Origin of the sequence: Saccharopolyspora antiqui, assembly GCF_052246905.1 — a bacterium.
In the GTDB taxonomy this organism is placed as follows: Bacteria; Actinomycetota; Actinomycetes; order Mycobacteriales; family Pseudonocardiaceae; genus Saccharopolyspora.
The window spans coordinates 267944-287143 of sequence record NZ_JBQQBO010000002.1; the positions used below are offsets into that span (position 1 = coordinate 267944).

The 19200-nt window shown below is 68.9% G+C and carries 21 protein-coding genes; 8 read left to right on the forward strand and 13 right to left on the reverse strand.

Features of this window, described 5'->3' with window-relative positions; genetic code table 11:
* The first annotated feature begins 50 nt into the window (after positions 1-50).
* Positions 51-383, forward strand: a complete 333-nt coding sequence (locus ACTWQN_RS05785) for a hypothetical protein (protein ID WP_443202263.1) — start codon at positions 51-53, stop codon at positions 381-383.
* A gap of 104 nt (positions 384-487) precedes the next feature.
* On the opposite strand, the gene ACTWQN_RS05790 is transcribed toward ACTWQN_RS05785, so the two are convergent.
* The 4 genes from ACTWQN_RS05790 to ACTWQN_RS05805 form a co-directional block, all read right to left on the reverse strand.
* Entirely contained in the window at positions 488-1399 is a 912-nt protein-coding gene (locus ACTWQN_RS05790; RefSeq protein ID WP_443202264.1) for a serine/threonine-protein kinase, read from the reverse strand.
* A 24-nt stretch (positions 1400-1423) separates the two neighbouring features.
* Positions 1424-1621 (reverse strand): hypothetical protein, encoded by a 198-nt coding sequence (locus ACTWQN_RS05795; protein WP_443202265.1) that lies wholly within the window; start codon positions 1619-1621, stop codon positions 1424-1426.
* A 184-nt stretch (positions 1622-1805) separates the two neighbouring features.
* The gene (locus tag ACTWQN_RS05800; RefSeq protein WP_443202266.1) at positions 1806-2882 is read right to left on the reverse strand and encodes a S8 family serine peptidase; all 1077 of its coding nucleotides are present in this window, start codon (positions 2880-2882) and stop codon (positions 1806-1808) included.
* A gap of 182 nt (positions 2883-3064) precedes the next feature.
* The gene (locus ACTWQN_RS05805) at positions 3065-3805 is read right to left on the reverse strand and encodes an IclR family transcriptional regulator (protein WP_443202267.1); all 741 of its coding nucleotides are present in this window, start codon (positions 3803-3805) and stop codon (positions 3065-3067) included.
* Positions 3806-3898: 93 nt separating this feature from the next.
* Here ACTWQN_RS05805 and ACTWQN_RS05810 point away from each other — a divergent pair, with 93 nt between their 5' ends.
* The 3 genes from ACTWQN_RS05810 (at position 3899) to ACTWQN_RS05820 (ending at position 6033) form a co-directional block, all read left to right on the forward strand.
* Positions 3899-4987, forward strand: coding sequence for an amidohydrolase family protein (locus tag ACTWQN_RS05810; protein ID WP_443202268.1), 1089 nt, complete (start codon positions 3899-3901; stop codon positions 4985-4987).
* Positions 4974-5360, forward strand: coding sequence for a Rieske (2Fe-2S) protein (locus tag ACTWQN_RS05815; protein ID WP_443202269.1), 387 nt, complete (start codon positions 4974-4976; stop codon positions 5358-5360). The genes ACTWQN_RS05810 and ACTWQN_RS05815 overlap by 14 nt, the downstream gene beginning before the upstream one ends.
* 121 nt (positions 5361-5481) lie before the next feature.
* Positions 5482-6033 (forward strand): HD domain-containing protein, encoded by a 552-nt coding sequence (locus ACTWQN_RS05820; protein WP_443202270.1) that lies wholly within the window; start codon positions 5482-5484, stop codon positions 6031-6033.
* A 63-nt stretch (positions 6034-6096) separates the two neighbouring features.
* Here the strand turns inward: ACTWQN_RS05820 and ACTWQN_RS05825 are convergent, their stop codons facing one another.
* From ACTWQN_RS05825 to ACTWQN_RS05850, 6 genes are all read right to left on the reverse strand, one after another.
* Positions 6097-7563, reverse strand: a complete 1467-nt coding sequence (locus ACTWQN_RS05825) for a nucleobase:cation symporter-2 family protein (protein ID WP_443202271.1) — start codon at positions 7561-7563, stop codon at positions 6097-6099.
* Positions 7564-7698: 135 nt separating this feature from the next.
* Positions 7699-8589: a factor-independent urate hydroxylase gene (gene pucL / locus ACTWQN_RS05830; protein ID WP_443202272.1), complete on the reverse strand. Its 891-nt coding sequence runs from the start codon at positions 8587-8589 to the stop codon at positions 7699-7701.
* 7 nt (positions 8590-8596) lie between these two features.
* Positions 8597-8938 (reverse strand): hydroxyisourate hydrolase, encoded by a 342-nt coding sequence (gene uraH, locus ACTWQN_RS05835; protein WP_443202273.1) that lies wholly within the window; start codon positions 8936-8938, stop codon positions 8597-8599.
* Complete coding sequence (gene uraD / locus ACTWQN_RS05840) at positions 8935-9447, reverse strand: 2-oxo-4-hydroxy-4-carboxy-5-ureidoimidazoline decarboxylase (RefSeq protein WP_443202274.1); 513 nt, start codon at positions 9445-9447, stop codon at positions 8935-8937. The genes uraH and uraD overlap by 4 nt, the downstream gene beginning before the upstream one ends.
* A gap of 303 nt (positions 9448-9750) precedes the next feature.
* Positions 9751-10116 carry a helix-turn-helix domain-containing protein gene (locus ACTWQN_RS05845; protein WP_443202275.1) on the reverse strand — a complete coding sequence of 122 codons (366 nt, stop codon included), beginning with the start codon at positions 10114-10116 and terminating at the stop codon, positions 9751-9753.
* 10 nt (positions 10117-10126) lie between these two features.
* On the reverse strand, positions 10127-10384 hold the full coding sequence (locus tag ACTWQN_RS05850) for a thiamine-binding protein (protein ID WP_443202276.1): 258 nt from the start codon (positions 10382-10384) through the stop codon (positions 10127-10129).
* A gap of 233 nt (positions 10385-10617) precedes the next feature.
* On the opposite strand from ACTWQN_RS05850, the gene ACTWQN_RS05855 reads away from it, so the two are divergent.
* The 4 genes from ACTWQN_RS05855 (at position 10618) to ACTWQN_RS05870 (ending at position 16034) form a co-directional block, all read left to right on the forward strand.
* Positions 10618-11421, forward strand: coding sequence for a hydroxypyruvate isomerase family protein (locus ACTWQN_RS05855; RefSeq protein WP_443202277.1), 804 nt, complete (start codon positions 10618-10620; stop codon positions 11419-11421).
* Between the two features lie 60 nt (positions 11422-11481).
* On the forward strand, positions 11482-12432 hold the full coding sequence (locus tag ACTWQN_RS05860; protein WP_443202278.1) for a 2-hydroxy-3-oxopropionate reductase: 951 nt from the start codon (positions 11482-11484) through the stop codon (positions 12430-12432).
* Between the two features lie 269 nt (positions 12433-12701).
* Complete coding sequence (gene gcl, locus ACTWQN_RS05865) at positions 12702-14405, forward strand: glyoxylate carboligase (protein ID WP_443202279.1); 1704 nt, start codon at positions 12702-12704, stop codon at positions 14403-14405.
* 507 nt (positions 14406-14912) lie between these two features.
* Positions 14913-16034 (forward strand): glycerate kinase, encoded by a 1122-nt coding sequence (locus ACTWQN_RS05870; protein ID WP_443202280.1) that lies wholly within the window; start codon positions 14913-14915, stop codon positions 16032-16034.
* Positions 16035-16050: 16 nt separating this feature from the next.
* On the opposite strand, the gene ACTWQN_RS05875 is transcribed toward ACTWQN_RS05870, so the two are convergent.
* From ACTWQN_RS05875 to ACTWQN_RS05885, 3 genes are all read right to left on the reverse strand, one after another.
* Positions 16051-16707 carry a GntR family transcriptional regulator gene (locus ACTWQN_RS05875; protein ID WP_443202281.1) on the reverse strand — a complete coding sequence of 219 codons (657 nt, stop codon included), beginning with the start codon at positions 16705-16707 and terminating at the stop codon, positions 16051-16053.
* A gap of 133 nt (positions 16708-16840) precedes the next feature.
* Positions 16841-17749, reverse strand: a complete 909-nt coding sequence (locus ACTWQN_RS05880; RefSeq protein ID WP_443202282.1) for a polysaccharide deacetylase family protein — start codon at positions 17747-17749, stop codon at positions 16841-16843.
* Between the two features lie 73 nt (positions 17750-17822).
* The gene (locus ACTWQN_RS05885; RefSeq protein WP_443202283.1) at positions 17823-18971 is read right to left on the reverse strand and encodes an aspartate racemase/maleate isomerase family protein; all 1149 of its coding nucleotides are present in this window, start codon (positions 18969-18971) and stop codon (positions 17823-17825) included.
* Between the last annotated feature and the right edge of the window lie 229 nt (positions 18972-19200).

Consider the following 19200-nt stretch of genomic DNA (forward strand, 5'->3'; position numbering starts at 1 on the left):
GGTGGGAGCGGCTAACGTCGGGTTTCGGCGCCGCCGCAGAGGGGATGATCATGGGAGAACAGTCCGATCGCGCGGACATCCTGGAGACGCTGGCCGAACGGCTGGGCAAGCACCAGGTCTTCGGCGAACCCGTCCAGCAGGGCGACACCACGCTGGTGCCGGTGGCCAGCATCCGGGTCGGCGGCGGTCGTCGGGGCCGTCCGGGTGACGATGGTCGCGGCCTCGGCGTGGTCTCCCGCCCGGTCGGTGCGTTCTCGATCTCCGCCGACGGCGAGGTCGGCTGGCACCCGGCGGTCAACGTCAACCGAATCGTCTGGGGCGGCCAACTCGCGCTCGCCACCGCGCTCATCGCCTTCGCAATCGCCTTCCGCCGCAAGCGCTGAAGATCGTTCTTCGAGGTGAAGGGCACCTTTTACCAAATAAGTTGGTGACAGGTGCCCTTCACCTCGCACTGATGGGATGATCGCGGGCTTCGCTGGGTGCGTGGTCAGGTGCCGATGGTTTCCGGGTTCATGCCGGACCAGGCGATCAGGCGGGCCGAGACCTCTTCGACGGTCGGACGTGCCGACGGATCCGGGGCGAGACATGCGTCGACCGTCCGGGACAACGCGGCTGGCAACCGCCGATGGGTGCGCAGCGGTGCCGCGGTGTTGTCCCGCTGCGGGTAGTAGCGGGTGCCGCCCGCGCTGCGTTCCCGGTGCGACACATCTGCCCACGGCGTGGTGCCGGACAGGGCCTCGTACAACGTGATGCCGAGCCCCCAGGTGTCGACCGCCGGGGTCATCTCACCGCCGTTGGCCTGCTCCGGCGAGAGGTAGTCGAAGGTCCCGGCCGAGCTTTGCTCGCCGATGCGGCAGGCCAAGCTCAGGTCGAGCAGCACCGCGCGGCCACCGATCTCGACCACATTGGACGGTTTCACGTCGAGGTGCACCCAGCCGCGACGATGCAGGTAGACCAGCACCGAACACAGCTGGATGCCCAACACCGCGGTGTCGATCGGCCGCAGCCGACCGAGCTGCTCGATCAGGTAGCTCAGCGTGTGACCAGGCAGCGTCTCGGTGATCACCGCCGGGCGCACCGGTTGTTCGGTCTGCACGATCTCGTAGCCGCGCACCAGATGCGGATGCGTGAACTGGGTCAGCAGCACACCTTCGTTGCGCAGCCAGCCCACCGCACGCTCGTCCGCGGCACGTTCCGGCCGGACCGTCTTGGCGATGCAGCGGCAGGCGCGCTGCTCGCTCCACACGTCGTAGACGTCGAGCCGACTGCCGCGGCGCAGGTGGTCGACGACCCGGTATCCGGGTGCCAACGATTCACCTGGTTTCAGCGGCGGTCCCGGAGGTCCCCAGTCCTGGTCCGGTTCGCCGTAGTAGTAGGAGCTCAACGAGTCGATCAACACCGAACAGAGCCGATTTGCGCGCGATCAGCTGTGGCTGCGACGCCGGTAGTAGCCGCCGCTGCTGCTGCGCGAGCGGTGCCGACGGTAGCCGTGGCCGCTGCTGCTGTCGTGTCGGCGGCGGTGTCCGCTGCTGGAATGCCGACGGCGGTGGCCACTGCTGGAGTGCCCGTGCGAGTGGTGCTTCGCTGGCGACACCATCTTGAACAACTTCGAAAGGTCCATCGGCCACGCTCCCGGATCGGTCCGTACCCCGCGCGGTTACGCGGTGCACTGATCATTGTCCCCAGATTCGGACGCGCGGTCGAGGAATTTTGCACCTTTTCTGCCTTAGTCCGATCCGCTGCGGGTCGTGAGTGGTAATACTGGCGGGCACCAGCGGCACCACTCACGACCGATCAATGCCTGGTCACAGCGGTTGTTGGACGGCCGCGGCGGCATCGACGACGCCGTAGCCGTACAGCGGGGTGAAGACCCCGCGAAGTTCCAGCACGGGCGTGCGGGCGCTGCGCATCAGTGCTTGCTCCACGCCGTCGGCGTTGCGGCCCTGTGCACCGAGTAACGCCGCGACGCCCGCCACTTGCGGAGCGGCCATCGAAGTTCCGGCGAACGCGTCGTAGTCGCCCTGTCCGCATTCGGGTGAACCGACACCGCGCGGGACCGTCGACCAGACATCGGCGTCGCAGCCCTGCAGGGACGAACCGCCGGGCGCGGCAACCACCTTGGTGTCCAGCTTGATGCCGAGGTTGGAGTAAACGGAGTGCAGTTCGTCGGGATCCGTCGCGACGACGCACAGCGCGCCCGCCTCCCACGACGGGGTGTCGCACAGCGGCGCGGTTTCGTTGCCCGCCGAGGCCACCACGACGACCCCCCGCTCGCGCGCGTAGGCGATGGCGTCCTTCGTCTCGGCGGTCAGCCCGAGCAGCGTCAGCACTTGCGTTCCGGGTGTCGCGCCGAGGCTGAGGTTCACCACGTTCGCACCGTGGTCGGCCGCGTAGCGGATCCCCGCGCCGATGTCGGCCATGGTGCCGGAACCGTTCTCCAGCGCCTTGATCGGCATGATCCGCGCGCTCGGTGCGACCCCGGCGATGCCGATGCCGTTGCCCGCGACCGCCGCCGCGATGCCCGCGACGTGCGTGCCGTGGCTGTCAGATGGCTGGCCGACGCCGTCGACGCCACGCCAGTCACCGTTGCCGCACGGTGCCGGTTGCGTGCCGCAGCCGACGAAGGTCGCCCCCGGCACCAGTTTTGATGCCAGGTCCGGGTGTCCCAGGTCGACGCCGGTGTCCACCACCGCGATGATCTGGCCCGCCCCGGTGCTCGTCGCCCAGGCCTCGGGGGCGCGGATCTGCGTGAGCCCCCACTGCTTGGCACTGAGCGGGTCGTCGGCGGTCTGTCCGCTCGCGGCCGCCTGGGTCGCGAGAACCGACAAGCCGACCAATCCAGCGGTGATCAGGGCCCGCATCCGCATTGCGTCTCCCAACATTGGAACAAGATTCGACGACCTAACGAGTTCGGGTCGAATTCGGTGCCCTGGCAACGCGAAAAGCGGCCGTTCGCTGAGGCAAGTTCGGACGCCCGGCCCAATACCCGTGTCGGGTATGCGGTTTTCGGGCGAGAAATCCCGCGCCGATGCGGGCTGGCCGTTGTTGCGAGAACGGGCGTCGATCAGCCGCTGAAGCCCAGGCGGGCGCTGAGGTCGTCGGCCGCCGCGCGGCAGGTCCGGCCGAGTTCGTGCAGGGCCGCGTCGGGCAACCGGTATTCCGGGCCGGTGATGTTGAGCGCCGCGACGCAGCGCGCGCCCGGTCCGAAAACCGGTGCGGCGACACCGCACATCCCGGTTTCGAGTTCGGATCGGGCGATGGCCCAGCCGCGGCGGCGGACCTCGTCGATCTCGTCGCCGAGCGCATCCGGGTCGGTGATGGTGCGTTCGGTGAGCGCTTCCAGGGGGTTCGGCCGCTGCGGCGCGGCGAAGGCGAGGAACACCTTGCCGTCGGAGGTGGCGTGCAGCGGATAGCGGCGACCGATCCACTGCCGTGCGCCGATCACGTGCCGACCGGGCGACTCGGCGATGTCCACGGCCTGGTCACCATCCAGTGTGGACAGTGCGACGGTCTCGCCGACCTTCGCGACCAGCGCGGTCATGATCTCGCGGGCCTCGGTGACCAGATCGTGGTCGAGGAAGCCGAGCATGCCGAGGCGGCGCAGTTCCGGGCCGACCCGGTAGCGCTCGCTGCCGGTGGTCCGCTCCAGGAAGCCGCGCAGTGCGAGCGTGCCCGCGAGTCGGGATGCGTTGCTGTGGTGCACCTGCAGCGCCTCGGCGAGCTCGCCGACGGACAGTTCCCGGTGGTCGCGGTCGAAGGCCTGCAGCAGTTGCAGCGCGCGGTCCACCGTCTCTAGCGGCTTCATGGCTCGATTATGCGTAGCTTGATCGGCTCATTGACAGGTGGATCGTGCGATATCAGCATGGTGGTGCTATTTGCGCACAACCGAGGAGTCGAGATGATCGACTGCGACGTGCACAACGGCTGGAGCTCCGCCCGCGAGCTGCTGCCGTACCTGGACCGAAACTTCCGCGACTACCTGGACCGCGGCGAACTCCCGGGCGGCAAGGACTCGTTCCCGCATGCGCACCGCCCCTGGCTGCATCCCGAGGGCTACATCCGCTACGACACGGTCCCACCGGATGGCGGCGCGCCCGGTGCCGACTACGAGTTCATGCGCGAGCAACTGCTCGACCGCTACGACATCGACTACGCGATCCTGCTCGGTGAGGAATCCGTCGAGGTGTCCACGCTCGCCAACCCGTACTACGCGAGCGCGCTGGCCCGCGCCTACAACGACTGGGTGCTGGACACCTGGGCCCGCTACGACGAGCGGTTCCGGGTCTCCATCGTCATCGCGCCGCAGGATCCGCACGGCGCCGCCGCGGAGATCCGACGGCTGGGCGACCATCCGCAGGTGGTGCAGGCGCTGGTGACGTCCGGATCGCAGCGTCCCTACGGCGATCCCTGCTACCACCCGATCTGGGCGGCCGCCTCGGAAATGGCGCTGCCGATCGCGGCGCACCTGGGCGGTACCAGCGGCGTCAACGCCAACCCGACCGGCACCGGTCCGCCGACGTTCTACTGGGAAGCGCACGCCATGCTCTGCGAATCCGGCATGGGACACGTCGCCAGCGTGCTCGCGCACGGCATCCCCGAGAAATATCCGGGCACCGGCTTCGTGCTGGTCGAGTGCGGAGTGGCGTGGCTGCCCGCGGTGCTGTGGCGGCTCGACGCCGACTACCAGGCGCTGCGCAAGGAAACCCCATGGCTCAAGCGGCTGCCCAGCGAGTACGCCCGGGAGTTCGTCCGGGCCACCACCCAACCGCTGGAACGGCCGAAGAACCCGGACGCGCTGTGGACCGCGCTGGCCGACATCGGTGCCCAGGACATGCTGATGTTCTCGTCGGACTACCCGCACTGGGATTTCGACGACCCGTACCGGACCTCCTTCCCCGCCGAATGGCGGGACGCCGTCCTGGACGGCAACGCGCGGCGGCTCTACCGGCTCCCGGCCCGGAAGGAGGCCGCGAGTGCGAACGCGTGAACCGGATGCGGCCGGTCGGGTGGTGGTCTGCCGATCGGATGAGCTGGGTGACGGCGACCGGTTGCTGTTCCGGGTGGGGCGGCGGCAGATCGGGCTGTTCCGTTCCGGCGGGCGGTTCTTCGCGCTGCACGGCACCTGTCCGCACGCTGGCGGCGCGTTGTGCGAGGGACCGTTGACCGGCACCGCGCTGCCCACCGACTCCTACACCTACGACTACGGCGAGGACGGCCAGGTCCTGCGATGTGCCTGGCACGGTTGGGAATTCGACATCACCACCGGTCGGTCGCTGGTCGATCCGCTGATGCGGGCCAGGACCTATCCGGTGCACGTCGTGGACGGTGCGGTCGTGGTCGAGCTGCGGCGGCGGGCGTAACGGCCATCCGAGGCGCCATTCATGATCTCGGGGATCGGCGGAGTCGAGGCGGCTTCTGCGGTTCCGCTACCCGCACCGCTACGCAAACCACTTCTGAAACAGTCTTCTGGAGGGGAAACAGATGCGCACGGTCGGCTTCACGCAGATGTCCGAGGGAACCCGCGAGGACTACCTCTTGCTGGCAGAGCTGGAAAAGCGGCAGATGGGCGAACTGCCGGACCGGCTGCTGACGGCGCTGGGGGCGCTGGAGAACAGCTTCGACGGCTACCAGGTCTCCCGCTACGAGCACAGCCTGCAGGCAGCGACGCGGGCGCACCGGGACGGCCGCGACGAGGAGTACGTGGTCGCGACGCTGCTGCACGACCTGGGCGATGACCTGGCGCCGGAGAACCACAGTGAGTTCGCGGCGGTGATCCTGCGGCCGTACGTGCGCGACGAGGTGCACTGGATCATTCAGCACCACGGTGTCTTCCAGATGTACTACTACGCGCACCACTACGGCGGCGACCGCAACGCCCGCGACCGCTACCGGGACAACCCGCACTACCAGGCGTGCGTCGACTTCTGCGAGCGCTACGACCAGTCCAGCTTCGACCCGGACTACGACACGCTCCCGCTGGAGTTCTTCGAACCCATGGTGCGACGGGTGTTCGCGAAGTCGAAGTGGTCGTGAGTGGCAAAGCCGGTTCTTACCGGCTTTCGCACTCACGACCCCGCGGCTGCTGACCGGCGAGGATCACTTGGTGGCATCGGAGCCCTGGGCGGACGCGCGGTGCTGCGGCACCTCGCCCGGGGCCGTGCCGACCACCGCGACCGTGTCGCCGCCGACCGTCGGCTCCGATTCGCGCCGCTGCTTGCGCATCGCGTTGAACAGCAGGTTCAGCAGCAGGGCGGCGAGGCAGCCGGTGCTGATGCCGGAGTCCAGCACGGTCCGCATCGCGGCCGGGAAGTGCTCGTAGAACTGCGGCGCGACGACCGGGATCATGCCGATGCCCAGCGAGCCCGCCACGATCAGCGAGTTGAACGGATCGCCCAGGTCGGACTTGCCGAGCGTGCGGATACCACTGGTGGCCACCGAACCGAACAGCACCAACGCGGCCCCGCCGAGCACCGGCTGCGGGACCAGCGACACGACCGCACCGACCACCGGGAACAGGCCCAGCAGCACCAGCACACCGCCTGCGGTGGCGACCACGAAACGGCTGCGGACCCGGGTCAGCGCCACCAGACCGATGTTCTGCGCGAACGCGCTGCAAGTGAAACCGCCGAACACGGCGCTGAGCGCACTTCCGGCGCCATCGGCGCGCAGCCCGGCCGCGATGGTCTTCTCATCGACCGGCCGGTCCACGATCTCGCCGAGCGCGATCATGTCGGCGGTGCTCTCCATCATCGCCACCAGCATCACGATGCAGATCGAGATGGTCGCGGTGAGGCTGAAGGTCGGCGTGCCCAGTTCGAACGGTGTCGGCACGTTGAAAACCGGGGCGGACTCGAACGTGGTGGTGTCGATCAAGCCGACCGGCCAGGCGATCAGGGTGCCCACCACCAGGCCGATGAGCAGCGCGATCCGGTTCCAGAAACCCTTGAGGAACCGGTTGAACAGCAGCACCAGCGCGAAGGTCAGCGCGCCGAGCGCGATCTTCTCCGGCGCGGCGTAGTCGGGGGCCTCCGGGTTCTGCCCGGCGATCCACTTGATGCCGACCGGCATCAGCGACAACCCGATGAGCGTGATGACGGTGCCGTTGACCACCGGCGGGAAGAACCGCACCAGCCGGGAGAAGTAGGGAGCGGCCACGAAGGCCAGCATCCCGGCGATCAGCACCGAGCCGTAGATCACCGACAGCGGGTTGTGCTGGCCCTGTTGCGCGACGATGGCCAGCATCGGCGCCACCGAACCGAACGTGACGCCGTTGACGAACGGCAGCCGCGCGCCGATCTTCCACACCCCCAGCGACTGGAGCATGGTGGCCAGGCCCGCGGTCAACAGGCTCGCCCCGATCAGCAGGGTCATCTGCAGCGGCGGCAGGCCGATCGCCTCGCCGACGATCAGCGGTGGCGCCACCACACCGGCGTACATCGCGGCGATGTGCTGGACGCCGAAGGCGAGCATCCGGGTGGGTGGCAGCACCTCGTCCACCGGATGCACATCGGCGGGTGCACCGTCGCGGTTGCTGCGGTTGCGACGGACCTTGAATGGGGCCATGGGGACTCCTGGGCCGCAGGGCTTGGTCGGTTCAAGTCACTACCAACGCCGGGTTTTTCGCGTGTTTCCTGGTATTTCCGGGAAATTAACCTTCAGTCCACAGTGGAGAGGTGTCTGCCGCCCGAAGCGAGCAACTCAGAACTCGGGAAGGCTGTACCAGGCCTGGGGTGCCGCTTCGACGTCGTCGCGGGTGATGACGCCTTCGATCAGGCCGTACGGGCGGTCCGCGGCGAAGAACACCTCGTTGTTGTTCGCCAACCCGCAGTAGGAGAGGTCGACCAGGAAGTGGTGCTTGTTCGGCAGCGACAGCCGCACCTCGGCCACCTCCGGGTGCTTCGCCAGCACGGCCCTGCCCATCTCGTACAGGCTCTGCTGCAGGGCCAGGCTGTGCGTGGTGGCGAAGGCCTCCAGCATCGTCGCCCGGATCGACTCGAAGCTCTTGCGCCAGTCCACATCGGTGCGCAGGTAGCGCCAGCGGGCGGTGACCGCGGTGGCCAGGATCCGGTCGTTGGTCTCGGCCAGCGTGGTGTACTCGTCCTTGGGGTAGCCCCAGAATTCCGAACCGGTGGACTTCAGCACCACCAGGTCCTTCAGCCCCGACACCACGTGCGCCCGGTCGCCGTCGATGGTGACGGCGGTGGTGCGCTTCTCATCGCTGGTCCGCGAGAACGAGTGGTCGTGGCCGGTGCCGCCGACCGGGATCCGCTCCCAGCTGTACTCGTCGATGAGGATCCGCGCGCCCTCGACCGGTTCCTGGGTGGCGACGAAGTGCCGTCCCAGCCGCAGCGCGAAGTCCTCGATCTCGCCGATCGGTGCTCGTTTGGCGAAGGCGTAGACGGTGTTCTTCTGCGTGTCGGTCGGCAGCACGTTGGTGTTGTCGCCGGTCAGGTGCGCCCCCTGGAACTCGCCGCGCAGCGAGGTGCTGACGTTGAGGTCCTTGATGGTGTGCCGCGGGCTGTCCCGGTTCACCGAGACGATGCGGACCTCGGCCTTGCCGTACTGGTTGGGGCCCATGACGATGCCCATCGGATGATCAGCTCCCTCGGTACGTGGAATAGGCGAACGGGCTCAGCAGCAGCGGAACGTGGTAGTGCTGCGCCGGGTCGGTGATCCGGAAGGTGATCTGCACCTGCGGGTAGAAGCTCGCGACACCGTGGCGGTCGAAGTACCCGCCGGTGTCGAAGGTGAGCCGGTAGTCCCCGGCGCCGAGCCGAGCCGGGCCGAGCTCCTTGATCCGGCCGTCGTCGTCGGTCCGGCCCTCGGCCAGCGCCGTCCAGTCGGCGAGCGGGTCCGCCGCGGTCTCCAGCCGGACGGCGACTCCGGCGGCGGGCGTGCCGCGCGCGGCGTCGAGCACGTGCGTGGTGATGGCACTCATCCTTCGATCACCTTCGCCAATCTCAGACGCGCGATCTTGCGGAGTTCGTCGGCGACGATCCGCAGCTCGGCCGTCGGCTCGTTGTCGAGTCGGGAATGCAGCACGTCCAGCAGTTGCGCGCCGCTGCGGCCGCTGGCGCAGACCAGGTACACGTGCCCGAACCGGCGTTCGTAGGCCTCGTTGCCCTCGCGCAGCGCGCGGGCCAACTCGGCATCGCCCGCGTCCACTCCGGACTGCTCGCCGCGCGACCACTGCGCGGCGGTGTTCCCGCCCTGCGCGCGCTCACCGATGCGCGGGTGCGCGGCGAGTGCGGTGTGGATCTCCTCGGCGGTCAGTTCCGGTGCGGCGTCGTCGGCGGCCTGGTAGACCGCGTTGACGTCGGGGAACGGGCGCCGGTCGGCGATGTCGGCGGCCCAGCGCGGCACGTCGAGGCAGGCGAGCAGTCGTTGGACGAGTTCTGGGCGGGGTAGCTCGTTGAGCCGATCCGGTTCGGTGGCTGGTGTTGACATCGGAAATCCCCACAGGATGCGCGGCCCCGAAGCAGGGGTTCGGGGGTGGCGGACGAGAGTCCGAGCATGCCTGAGCTGTGCCGCGGTTGCCGGTCACGAGCTCCGGTGCGGCAAAAGCTACGACCGCACTCCGCCGGATGTCAACACTTTGTTGAAAAATCCTGGTGACGCCAAGGTATGATGGTCCGTAGATGATCTTGTGTGGCGGCCGGTGCGGGTGGCGGAGATGCCGATTTCGCGCGAAATCGGCAAGTCCTGGACAGCTACGTCGAAACGAGCTCCGGGCCTAGTCGCCGGTCGGCCTCAGGTCCGGTCTGCTTGTTCGCGGTTGAGGTAGTTGTAGACCGTGAAGCGGCTGACGCCGAGCGCCTTGGCGACCGTTTCGACCGACTTGCGCAGGGTGAACGCGCCGCGCTCCTCCAGGAGCCGGACGGCGCGCTGCTTGTCCGCGCGCGGCAGGTCCGGCAGGCGTCCGCCGAGTTCTCCCTCGACCACCCGGATCATCCGGTCGAGGGCACTGGTCAGCTCTTCGCCGGGCAGCCGCACGGCGATCGCCGGGGCGCCCTCCCAGTACAGGACGATGTCGCCGGGCTCGCGCTCGTCGGTCGGCACTGCGGTGCCGCCGATGTGCTCCAGCAGCGGGGCGATCGCGTTGGCGAGCGGATGCACGCTGACCAGCCTAAACCTGACCGTCGTCGGCTTCGCCGACGGTCACCTGCAGGGTGATCCGGTGCGCCCCGGCGGTCAACGCGGTGTCCAGCACGGCGGCCAGCGCGGGCAGCACCGCGTCGCGCTCGCCGCTGACCGACGTGCCCAGCGGGCCGAACTCGGGCTCCAGGCCGGCGGCGCGCAGGTAGTCGCGGGCGGCCACGGCGTGCGCCGGTGGCTCGCCTTCCCCTTCGAAGGGCTCGGTGGTGAACTCGGCTCGCAAGATCATTGGTGTGACCTCCCGCTCGCACGGTATCCGCCGAGGCGCCGACGGTGGTTGCGGGTGCGTTCGCGGGTGCTTCTGCGCTGGTCGCAACGCTGCTTGTGACCGGTGGGTAACTACGAAGGGGCGTTGACCGGTGGCTCGGTTGGAGCTAGTCTATCGTTGTATGAAATAAGATTTCCGCGATATGGAAATCATCTGATGTGGAAATCAAGGACTTTCCTCTGAGGGGGGTGCCGATGGATCCGAACCGATACGACGTCAACCTCTCGATCCTGTTCACCGAACTGGATCTGCTGGAGCGACCCGCTGCGGCCAAGGCCGCCGGGTTCGACGAGGTGGAGTTCTGGTGGCCGTTCCCGGTCGCGGTGCCCGCTGACCGAGACGTGGACCGGTTCGTGCGGGCCATCTCCGACGCGGGGGTGTCCCTGGTCGGCTTGAACTTCTTCGCCGGGGACATGCCAGCAGGGGATCGCGGCGTGCTGTCGAATCCGGACCGGGCGGGCGAATTCTCCGACAACGTCGACGTCGCGGTCGGTATCGGTGAGCGCCTCGGCTGCCGCGCGTTCAACGCCCTGTACGGCAACCGGATCGACGGCGTCGACCCGGCCGCGCAGGACCGGGTGGCCACCGAGAACCTGGTGCGCGCGGCGAAGGGAGTCGCCCGCATCGACGGCATCGTGCTGATCGAACCGGTCAGCGGCATGCCCGCGTACCCGCTGAAGACCGCCGCCGACGCGCTCGCGGTGATCGACCGGGTGCACAACGAGGGCGGCGTGGACAACCTGCGCCTGCTCTACGACCTGTACCACCTGACCGTCAACGGCGACGACCCCGATGTGGTGCTCGACCGCCACGCCCGAACCATCGGGCACGTGCAGATCGCCGACGCACCCGGCCGCAACGAGCCGGGCACCGGCGAGATCGACTTCGAGCACTACTTCGAAAAGCTCGACGCGGTGGGCTACACCGGCCGCATCGGACTGGAGTACAAGCCCAGCGGCGCCAGCGCGGACAGCTTCGGCTGGATCAAGCGCGGCTGAGCGGCGCGGCGGTACCACGGGTGGTGAAAGCGGCTGCGCCGCTTGCGAGAACCAGCGGCCGTGAGTGGTTTCGGTGGCGATAGCGACCGTTCGGCGCTCACGACCCGGCACAACCACGGAGGTAGGACAACCATGAGCAAGGTCGGATTCATCGGACTGGGCATCATGGGCGGCCCGATGGCTGCCAATCTGGTCAAGGCTGGCCACGAGGTCATCGGCTGCGACCGCAGCCAGCCCAGGGTCGACCAGCTGCTCGCCGACGGCGGGAAGGCGGCGGCGAGCGTGGCCGACGCGGTCCGCGACGCCGAGATCATCATCACCATGCTGCCGGACTCGCCGGACGTCGAAGGCGTTGTGCTCGGCGAAGACGGCGTGCTGGCCAACGCGCGGCAAGGCGCGCTGCTCATCGACTGCAGCACGATCCGCCCAGACGTCTCGCGGCGGGTCGCCGAAGCCGCCGCCGAGAAGGGCGTGCGGGCGCTGGACGCACCGGTCAGCGGTGGTGAGCCGAAGGCGATCGACGGCACCCTGTCGATCATGGTCGGCGGCGAGGCGGACGTCTTCGCGGCGGCTGCCGAGGTCCTCGACGCGGTCGGCGGCACGGTCGTCCACGTTGGACCTGCCGGGGCCGGGCAGACCGTCAAGGCGGCCAACCAGCTCATCGTCGCGGGCAACATCGGGCTGCTCGCGGAAGCGCTGATCTTCCTGGAAGCGCACGGGGTCGACACCGAGGCCGGGCTGAAGGTGCTCGGCGGCGGACTCGCGGGCAGCACCGTGCTGGACGCCAAGGGCGAGAAGATGCGCAACCGCGAGTTCGCGCCCGGTTTCCGAATCGAGTTGCACCACAAGGACATGGGGATCGTGCAGGCCGCCGCACGCGAAGCGGGCGTGACGATTCCGCTCGGCGCCCTGGTCAGCCAGCTCGTCGCCGCAGCCCAGGCGCAGGGCGACGGAAAGCTCGACCACTCCGCGCTGTTCAAGCAGATCGCCCAGCTCAACGGCCGCGACTGAGTCCTGCGGTGCTCGCGCGGGGCTTCCCTCGCCTCCGGCCCCGCGCGAGCACCGCTACCTCGAACGTCACCCATGGCATGCGCGACTTCGCGCACCGTCACCCGGGTGAATGCACATTTCTGTCGCGAAATCGCCCGCGCCTCGTAGCGCGGCCAGGCAGCAAGACGGTCACGGGTTAGCGGTTCAGCGCCGCCAAGCAACCAAAACCGCCAACCCGCTCCCAACTTGGTGCGCGCTGACGCGCGTCACCCGAGAGAAAGTCTTACACCATGCCCAAAGTTCCTGTCATGCAGGCCGTCGTCGAAGTGCTGAAGTCCGAAGGCGTCGACATCACCTTCGGTTGCCCGGGCGCGGCGATCCTCCCGCTGTACGCGGCCATGGAGAACAGCGGCATCAAACACCTGATCGTCCGCCACGAAGAGGGCGCGACCCACATGGCCGACGGCTGGGCCCGCACCAACGGCAAGGTCGGGGTGGCCATCGGCACCTCCGGACCGGCGGGCACGAACATGATCACCGGGCTGTACACCGCGCAGGCCGACTCGATCCCGATCATCTGCATCACCGGCCAAGCGGTGTCCTCCAAACTGCACCAGGAGGCCTTCCAGGCGGTCGACATCGTCGACATCGCGAAGCCGGTCACCAAGTGGGCGGTGCAGGTCAAGGAGGCCGCGCAGGCGCCGTGGATCTTCCGCGAGGCGTTCCGCACCGCCCGCTCCGGTCGCCCCGGCCCGGTGCTCATCGATCTGCCGCTGGACGTGCAGAAGCAGGAGATCGAGTGGGACTCCACATTGGACGCTCCGCTGCCGGTGCAGCGGGTGGAACCGCACCTGCCGAGGGTGCAGCGCGCGCTCGACATGCTGCTGGCCGCGCAGCGTCCGCTGATCCTGGCCGGTGGCGGCGTGATCCTGGGCGACGCCCACGAGCAGCTGCGCGAGATCGCCGAACTGCTCGGCATCCCGGTGCAGGTCACGCTGATGGGCAAGGGTTCGTTCCCGGAGGACCACGAGCTGTTCGCGGGCATGACCGGAATCCAGACCAGCCAGCGCTACGGCAACCAGTCGTTCCTGGAATCCGACCTGGTCCTGGCGCTGGGCGCCCGCTTCGGCGATCGGCACACCGGGGCGCTGGAGGTCTACCGGGGTGAGCGCAAGTTCATCCACGTGGACATCGAGCCGACCCAGATCGGCAAGGTCTTCGGGCCCGATCTGGGCATCGTCTCCGACACCCGGCTGTTCCTGGACGCGCTGCTGGACGCCGCCCGCGAGCGCGCGACGACCGGGGACCACTCGGCGTGGGTCGCCAGGGTCGGAGTGCTGAAGCAGACGCTGACCAGGCCGGACGACTACGAGACCGTCCCGATCAAGGCGCCCCGGGTGTACCGGGAGATCAATGCGATCTTCCCGCCGGAGACCTACTTCGTCACCGCCATCGGCCTGTACCAGATCTGGGGCGGGCAGTTCCAGACCGCGCACCGGCCGCGGCACTACCAGGTGTGCGGCCAGGCCGGTCCGCTCGGCTGGGAGGTCCCGGCCGCGATCGGCGTGAAGTCGGCCGAACCGGGCGCCGAGGTGGTCGCGGTGGTCGGCGACTACTCGTTCCAGTTCCTGGTCGAGGAACTGGCGGTGGCCGCCCAGTACGACGTGCCGTTCGTGATCATCATGCTGAACAACGAGTACCTGGGCCTGATCCGGCAGGCCGAGGGCGACGGCTTCAGCATGAACACCGAGGTCGACATCCACTACGACGAGTTCGGTACGGACAACGTCAAGATCATGGAGGCCTACGGCTGCGCGGGCCGCCGCGTGCACGAGCCCGGCGATCTCGGCGAGACCATCGAGTGGGCCCGCAAGGAGGCCGTCGCCACCAGCCGCCCGGTCCTGGTCGAGGTGATGATCGAACGCGAGGCCAACACGGCGCGCGGCGCGAGCATCGACGCGATGATCGAGCCGGAAGAGGTGCCGAACGCGTAAAACTGTTTCAGGTGTGGTTTGTGTAGCGGTGCGGGTAGCGGAACCTCAGACGCCGCCTCGACTCCGGGATCCCCGACATCATGAATGCCAATTCACCACGTCGGGGCTGTCCTCGCGAGGCGACGTCTGAGAACCCGCGGCGGTGCGAGCTGAGTCCCACACCGCAAGCGGCTACCGCCGCTTATAAAACAGACCCAGCGGTCTGAACTCGTCCGCCTGAGGCGAACACGCAGTTGAACGGACTCGGGGTGCGGTCGGCGGCCGACGCGCAGGGAACCGCGTTGGTCAGCCCCGTCACGATCCCGCACCCCTCGGGCAGGGCTTGAGAGCGGCCCTGCCGGGGGTGCGCTCGCCGGAACCGTGCGGTGGTGCTCCGGCGAGCGCACCCCGCACTTCCCCTGAACGGGGTCGTCGGGTGGAATACCCGACGACCCTTGGTGTCCTCCGCCGAGTACGTGCCGGGCGGCTCGGCGGAGGACACCGCCCTAGCGATCTCGGGAGTTCGTTTTGACTGGTCCAGTCCTCATCGCGCCGGACAAGTTCAAGGGCTCGCTGAGCGCACCGGAAGTCGCCGAGGCGGTGGCGGCCGGACTGCGCCGGGTCCGGGCCGACGTCGAGGTCCGGCTCGCGCCGGTGGCCGACGGCGGGGACGGCACCGTGCAGGCAGCGCTGGCCAGCGGATACGTGTCGATCCCGGTGCGGGTCGCCGGTCCGATCGGCGACCCGGTCGACACCGAGATCGCGGTCAGCGGCGACACCGCCGTCGTCGAGCTGGCCTCGGCCTCCGGGCTGGCGCTGCTCGATCCCGACGAACTCGCCCCGCTGACCGCTTCCAGCGAGGGCACCGGCGACGCGATCCTGGCGGCGCTGGACGCCGGTGCCCGCACCGTGGTGCTCGGTGTCGGTGGCAGTGCCTGCACCGATGGCGGCGCCGGTATGCTCGCCGCCCTGGGGGTGCGGGTGCTGGACGCCGCGGGAAACCCGTTGCCCCCAGGCGGCGGCCCGCTCGCCCAGGTGTCTACAGTGGACCTTTCCGGGCTGGATCCCCGACTGGCCGAGACGAACGTGGTCTTAGCGTCCGATGTGGACAATCCACTGCTCGGCGAGTACGGCGCGGCGCACGTCTACGGCCCGCAGAAGGGCGCCGACGAGCAGCAGGTGCGGTTCCTGGACGAGGCGCTGGGGCGCTGGGCGCGCGCGGTGTTGGCCGGGGGCGGACGTGACGTGGCTGATCAACCGGGTGCCGGTGCGGCCGGTGGGGTCGGTTACGGGGCGCTGGCGGTGCTCGGCGCGCGGATGCGTCCCGGTGTCGACGTCATCCTGGAACTGGTCGACTTCGAGCAGCAGCTCGCCGGAGCAAGCCTGGTCATCATCGGCGAGGGCTCGATCGACGAGCAGACGCTGCGCGGCAAGGGCCCGGCAGGCGTCGCGGCGCGCGCCGTCGCGGCGGGCGTGCCGGTGGTGGCGGTCGCGGGCCGCTGCCAGCTCTCGGCCGAGCGGCTGCGCGAGGCGGGCATCGAGGGCGCGTACGCGCTCACCGACATCGAGCCCGACCCGCGGCGCTGCATGACCGAAGCGGCAACGCTGCTGGTGGACCTCGGCGAACGACTCGGCAAGGACTGGCTCTGACGCGGGCGGTGCGTCGTCAGGTGTTGAAGAGCAGGCGGAGGGCTGCCGCTCGGTTGTGGCGGACGTGGCGGGCCGCCTCCGCCGCGGCCTCGTCCGCCTCGCCCGAGGCGATCGCGTCGTAGAGGTGGTTGTGCTCCTCGCACAGCGCCTCCGGATCGTCCACCTGGCGGAACAGCCAATGCAGACGGCCCTGCAGGGGATCCAGCATCCCGGCGAGCAGGTGGTGGTCGGCCAGCCGCACGATCTCGTCGTGGAAGTCCGCGTTGGCCTGCCCCACCGCGCGCAGGTCGTCGCTCCGCAACGCCTTGTCCGCGCGGGTGAGGTGCCGTTGCAGGCCGCGCAGGCCGCGTGCGTCGGCCTTGGTCGCCGCGAGTCGGCAGGCCAGGGTTTCCAGCGCTTCCCGCACGTCGAAGAGCTCCTCGACGTCGCGCCGGTCCAGGCGGCGCACGATGACGCCGCGCCGCGCCACGTCCTCGACGAACCCCTCGACCCGCAGCGTCCGCAGGGCTTCGCGCACCGGTACCCGCGACACCGCCAGCTCGGCGGCCAGCTCGCGCTCGACGATCCGATCGCCCGGCGCGAATCGGCCGTCGATGATGCGGTTGCGGACCTCCTCGCAGACCTGGTCGCGCAGCGGCCGGTCGCGGGAGCCCAACGGCACCGGCTGGGCCACGTCCGCTCCTTCCCCTCGATTCGATCCAGCGTAGTCGGGTCAGCGGTGCCCACCGTCCTGCCCATCGGTGCGGGAAGCGGCGATTTCGCGCGAAATCGCCGCCCCACCGGCACGCTTCCTGGCGCGTTGCGCGTCAGGGGCCGACTGGCGACGGTCGGTCGGGTTGCGCGAAGGGGTAGCGGCGGCGGAAGTCGGCCGCCGCGTCTTCGAACGTCACGAACCGGACCCCGTCCAGCGCCTGCCAGTACCCGATGAGCCGCTCCAGCATCAGCAGCACCTGCGGGCGGCCGGAGACGTCCGGGTGCAGGGTGACCGGGAAGACGCCGTAGTCGAACTCGCGGTACACCCAGTCGAACTGGTCCCGCCACAACTGCTCGATGTCGCGCGGGCTGACGAAACCGTGCGAGTTCGCCGCGTGCTTGTTGAACATCATCGGCGGCAGGTCGTCGACGTACCAGTTGCCGCAGAACTCCACGAGATCGACCTCGTGGCCGTGCCGCAGCGGTTTCATCCAGGACTCGGCCGACCCGGCGAAATCGATCTTCGTCCAGGAGTCACCGACCCGCGCGTAGAACGGGTGGAAGTCGTTGTAGTTCTGGCTGTGGTCGTAGCTGAAGCCGTGCTCCATCAGCAGCGCGGCGGTGTGCTCGGACATCTCCCACCACGGCGCGACGTACCCGCGCGGCCGTCGCCCGCTGGCCTGCTCCACCAGTTCGATGCACTTCAGCAGCACATCGCGTTCCTGCTGCTCGGTCATCTGCACCGGGTTCTCGTGCGAGTAGCCGTGCGCGCCGATCTCATGCCCGGCGTCGACCACCGCGCGCACCTGGTCCGGGAAGGTTTCGATGGAGTGGCCGGGGATGAACCACGTCGTCGGGATCTCGTGGCGTTCGAAGAGCTTCAGCAGTCGAGGTGCGCCGACCTCACCGGCGAACACGCCCCGCTGGATGTCGTTGGGCGAGTCCTCGCCGCCGTAGGAGCCGAGCCACCCGGCGACGGCATCGACGTCCACCCCGAGGCAGATCTGGATGTCCTTGCTCATGCATTCCTCCGATCACTGCGTTCATCACCCAGGTGACGTGCCAGCGCGAGATGTACCCGCACCCGGGCGGACGTCAACTTCTCGCGAAATCGCACCCTGGCCGGGCCAGCCGGGCCTGGACCTGGCTGGCGGCGGTTTCGATGGCCGTGATGTCCGGCGCGGGCCAGTCGCGTTCGGTGCGGCTGTGCGCGGAGAGCCAACCGATCATGGCACCGTCGACCACGACCGGGGCGAGCATCTGGGCCCGCACGCCGTAGGTCTCGACCAACGCCCGCGGCGGCTGCGGGTCGGCCCGGAAGTGCGGTTGCACCAGGGTGCGCCGATGTTGTTCCAACCACCGCACGGTGTTCAGCTGCCGCTGGTCCAGACCCGGATCGTGTTGGATCTGCGGCACCCCGGGCCCGGTGTCCTCCGCGGCCGCCGAGTCGACGCCGAGCCGCTGGGACGGCAGGTCCAGCCGCATCGTGGTCCGGTCGGCGCCGGTCGCGGTGCGCAGCGAGGCGCAGATCCGCTTCAGCGCCGCCCGCGTCGAGCCGGACAGCAGCACGCTGCCGCGATCGAGCGCGACGCCGGAGCCGAGCACGTCCAGCGCCTTCCACAACGTCACCGAAACGCTGTCCAGCACCGGAATTCCGAGCCTGCCTTCCAGTTCGGCGGCGACGAACGCGCCGCGCAGGTTCGTGCACACCAGCGCCACGGCATGCGAATCCGGAGCGGCCGCCTCGATCATCTCGGCCAGGCGCTGTTCGGAGACCGCGCCGAAGGCGAGGTTGTCGGTGATCTCCAGGCGCTGGTCGGCGACGACCTCGATGCCTTCGGCGGCGTAGGTTTCGGCGATCTTCGCGGTGACCTCGCCGGTGTACGGCGTGACCAGGCCGAGCCGCGTCACGCCGAAGACGTCGTAGGCATCGCGCAGCGCCAGGGTCGACGTCGTCGCCGGAACACCGCACGCCCGCGAGATCGCCTCGCTGACCTGGCGTTCGTGGTCGAACCCGAGCCACGACCCGGAAACCCCGTTCCACACCACCACGTCCACCGCGGCGTCCCGGAGCAACTCGGCCGCGGCCGACATCCGAGGCAGCGCGAACTGGTCGTTCGCCTGCTGCGACAACGAAATCGCGGTGACCGGCAACCGGCTGAAGTGGACGGTCACCTCGTCGGTGCCCGACAGCAACCGGTAGGTCACGGGCTCCAGCACGGTGTTGGACGACGGTGTCAACATCCCGATGCGTAGCATTGACGATCCCTTTCAGAGCCTGTCTTCGTCCTTGTTTTTGAAGCGGCGTAGCCGCCGCGGGTTCTCAGACTCTGCCCACTGGCGTTCTCTGGGAGGCCTGCCTCGACTTGGTGTATTCGGAATACATGATGTCGGGGATCGGCGGAGCGAGACGGCGTCTGAGGGCCTGTCTTCGAACTCGTTTTGCTTCGCGGTGCGGGTGGCAGACCTGGCG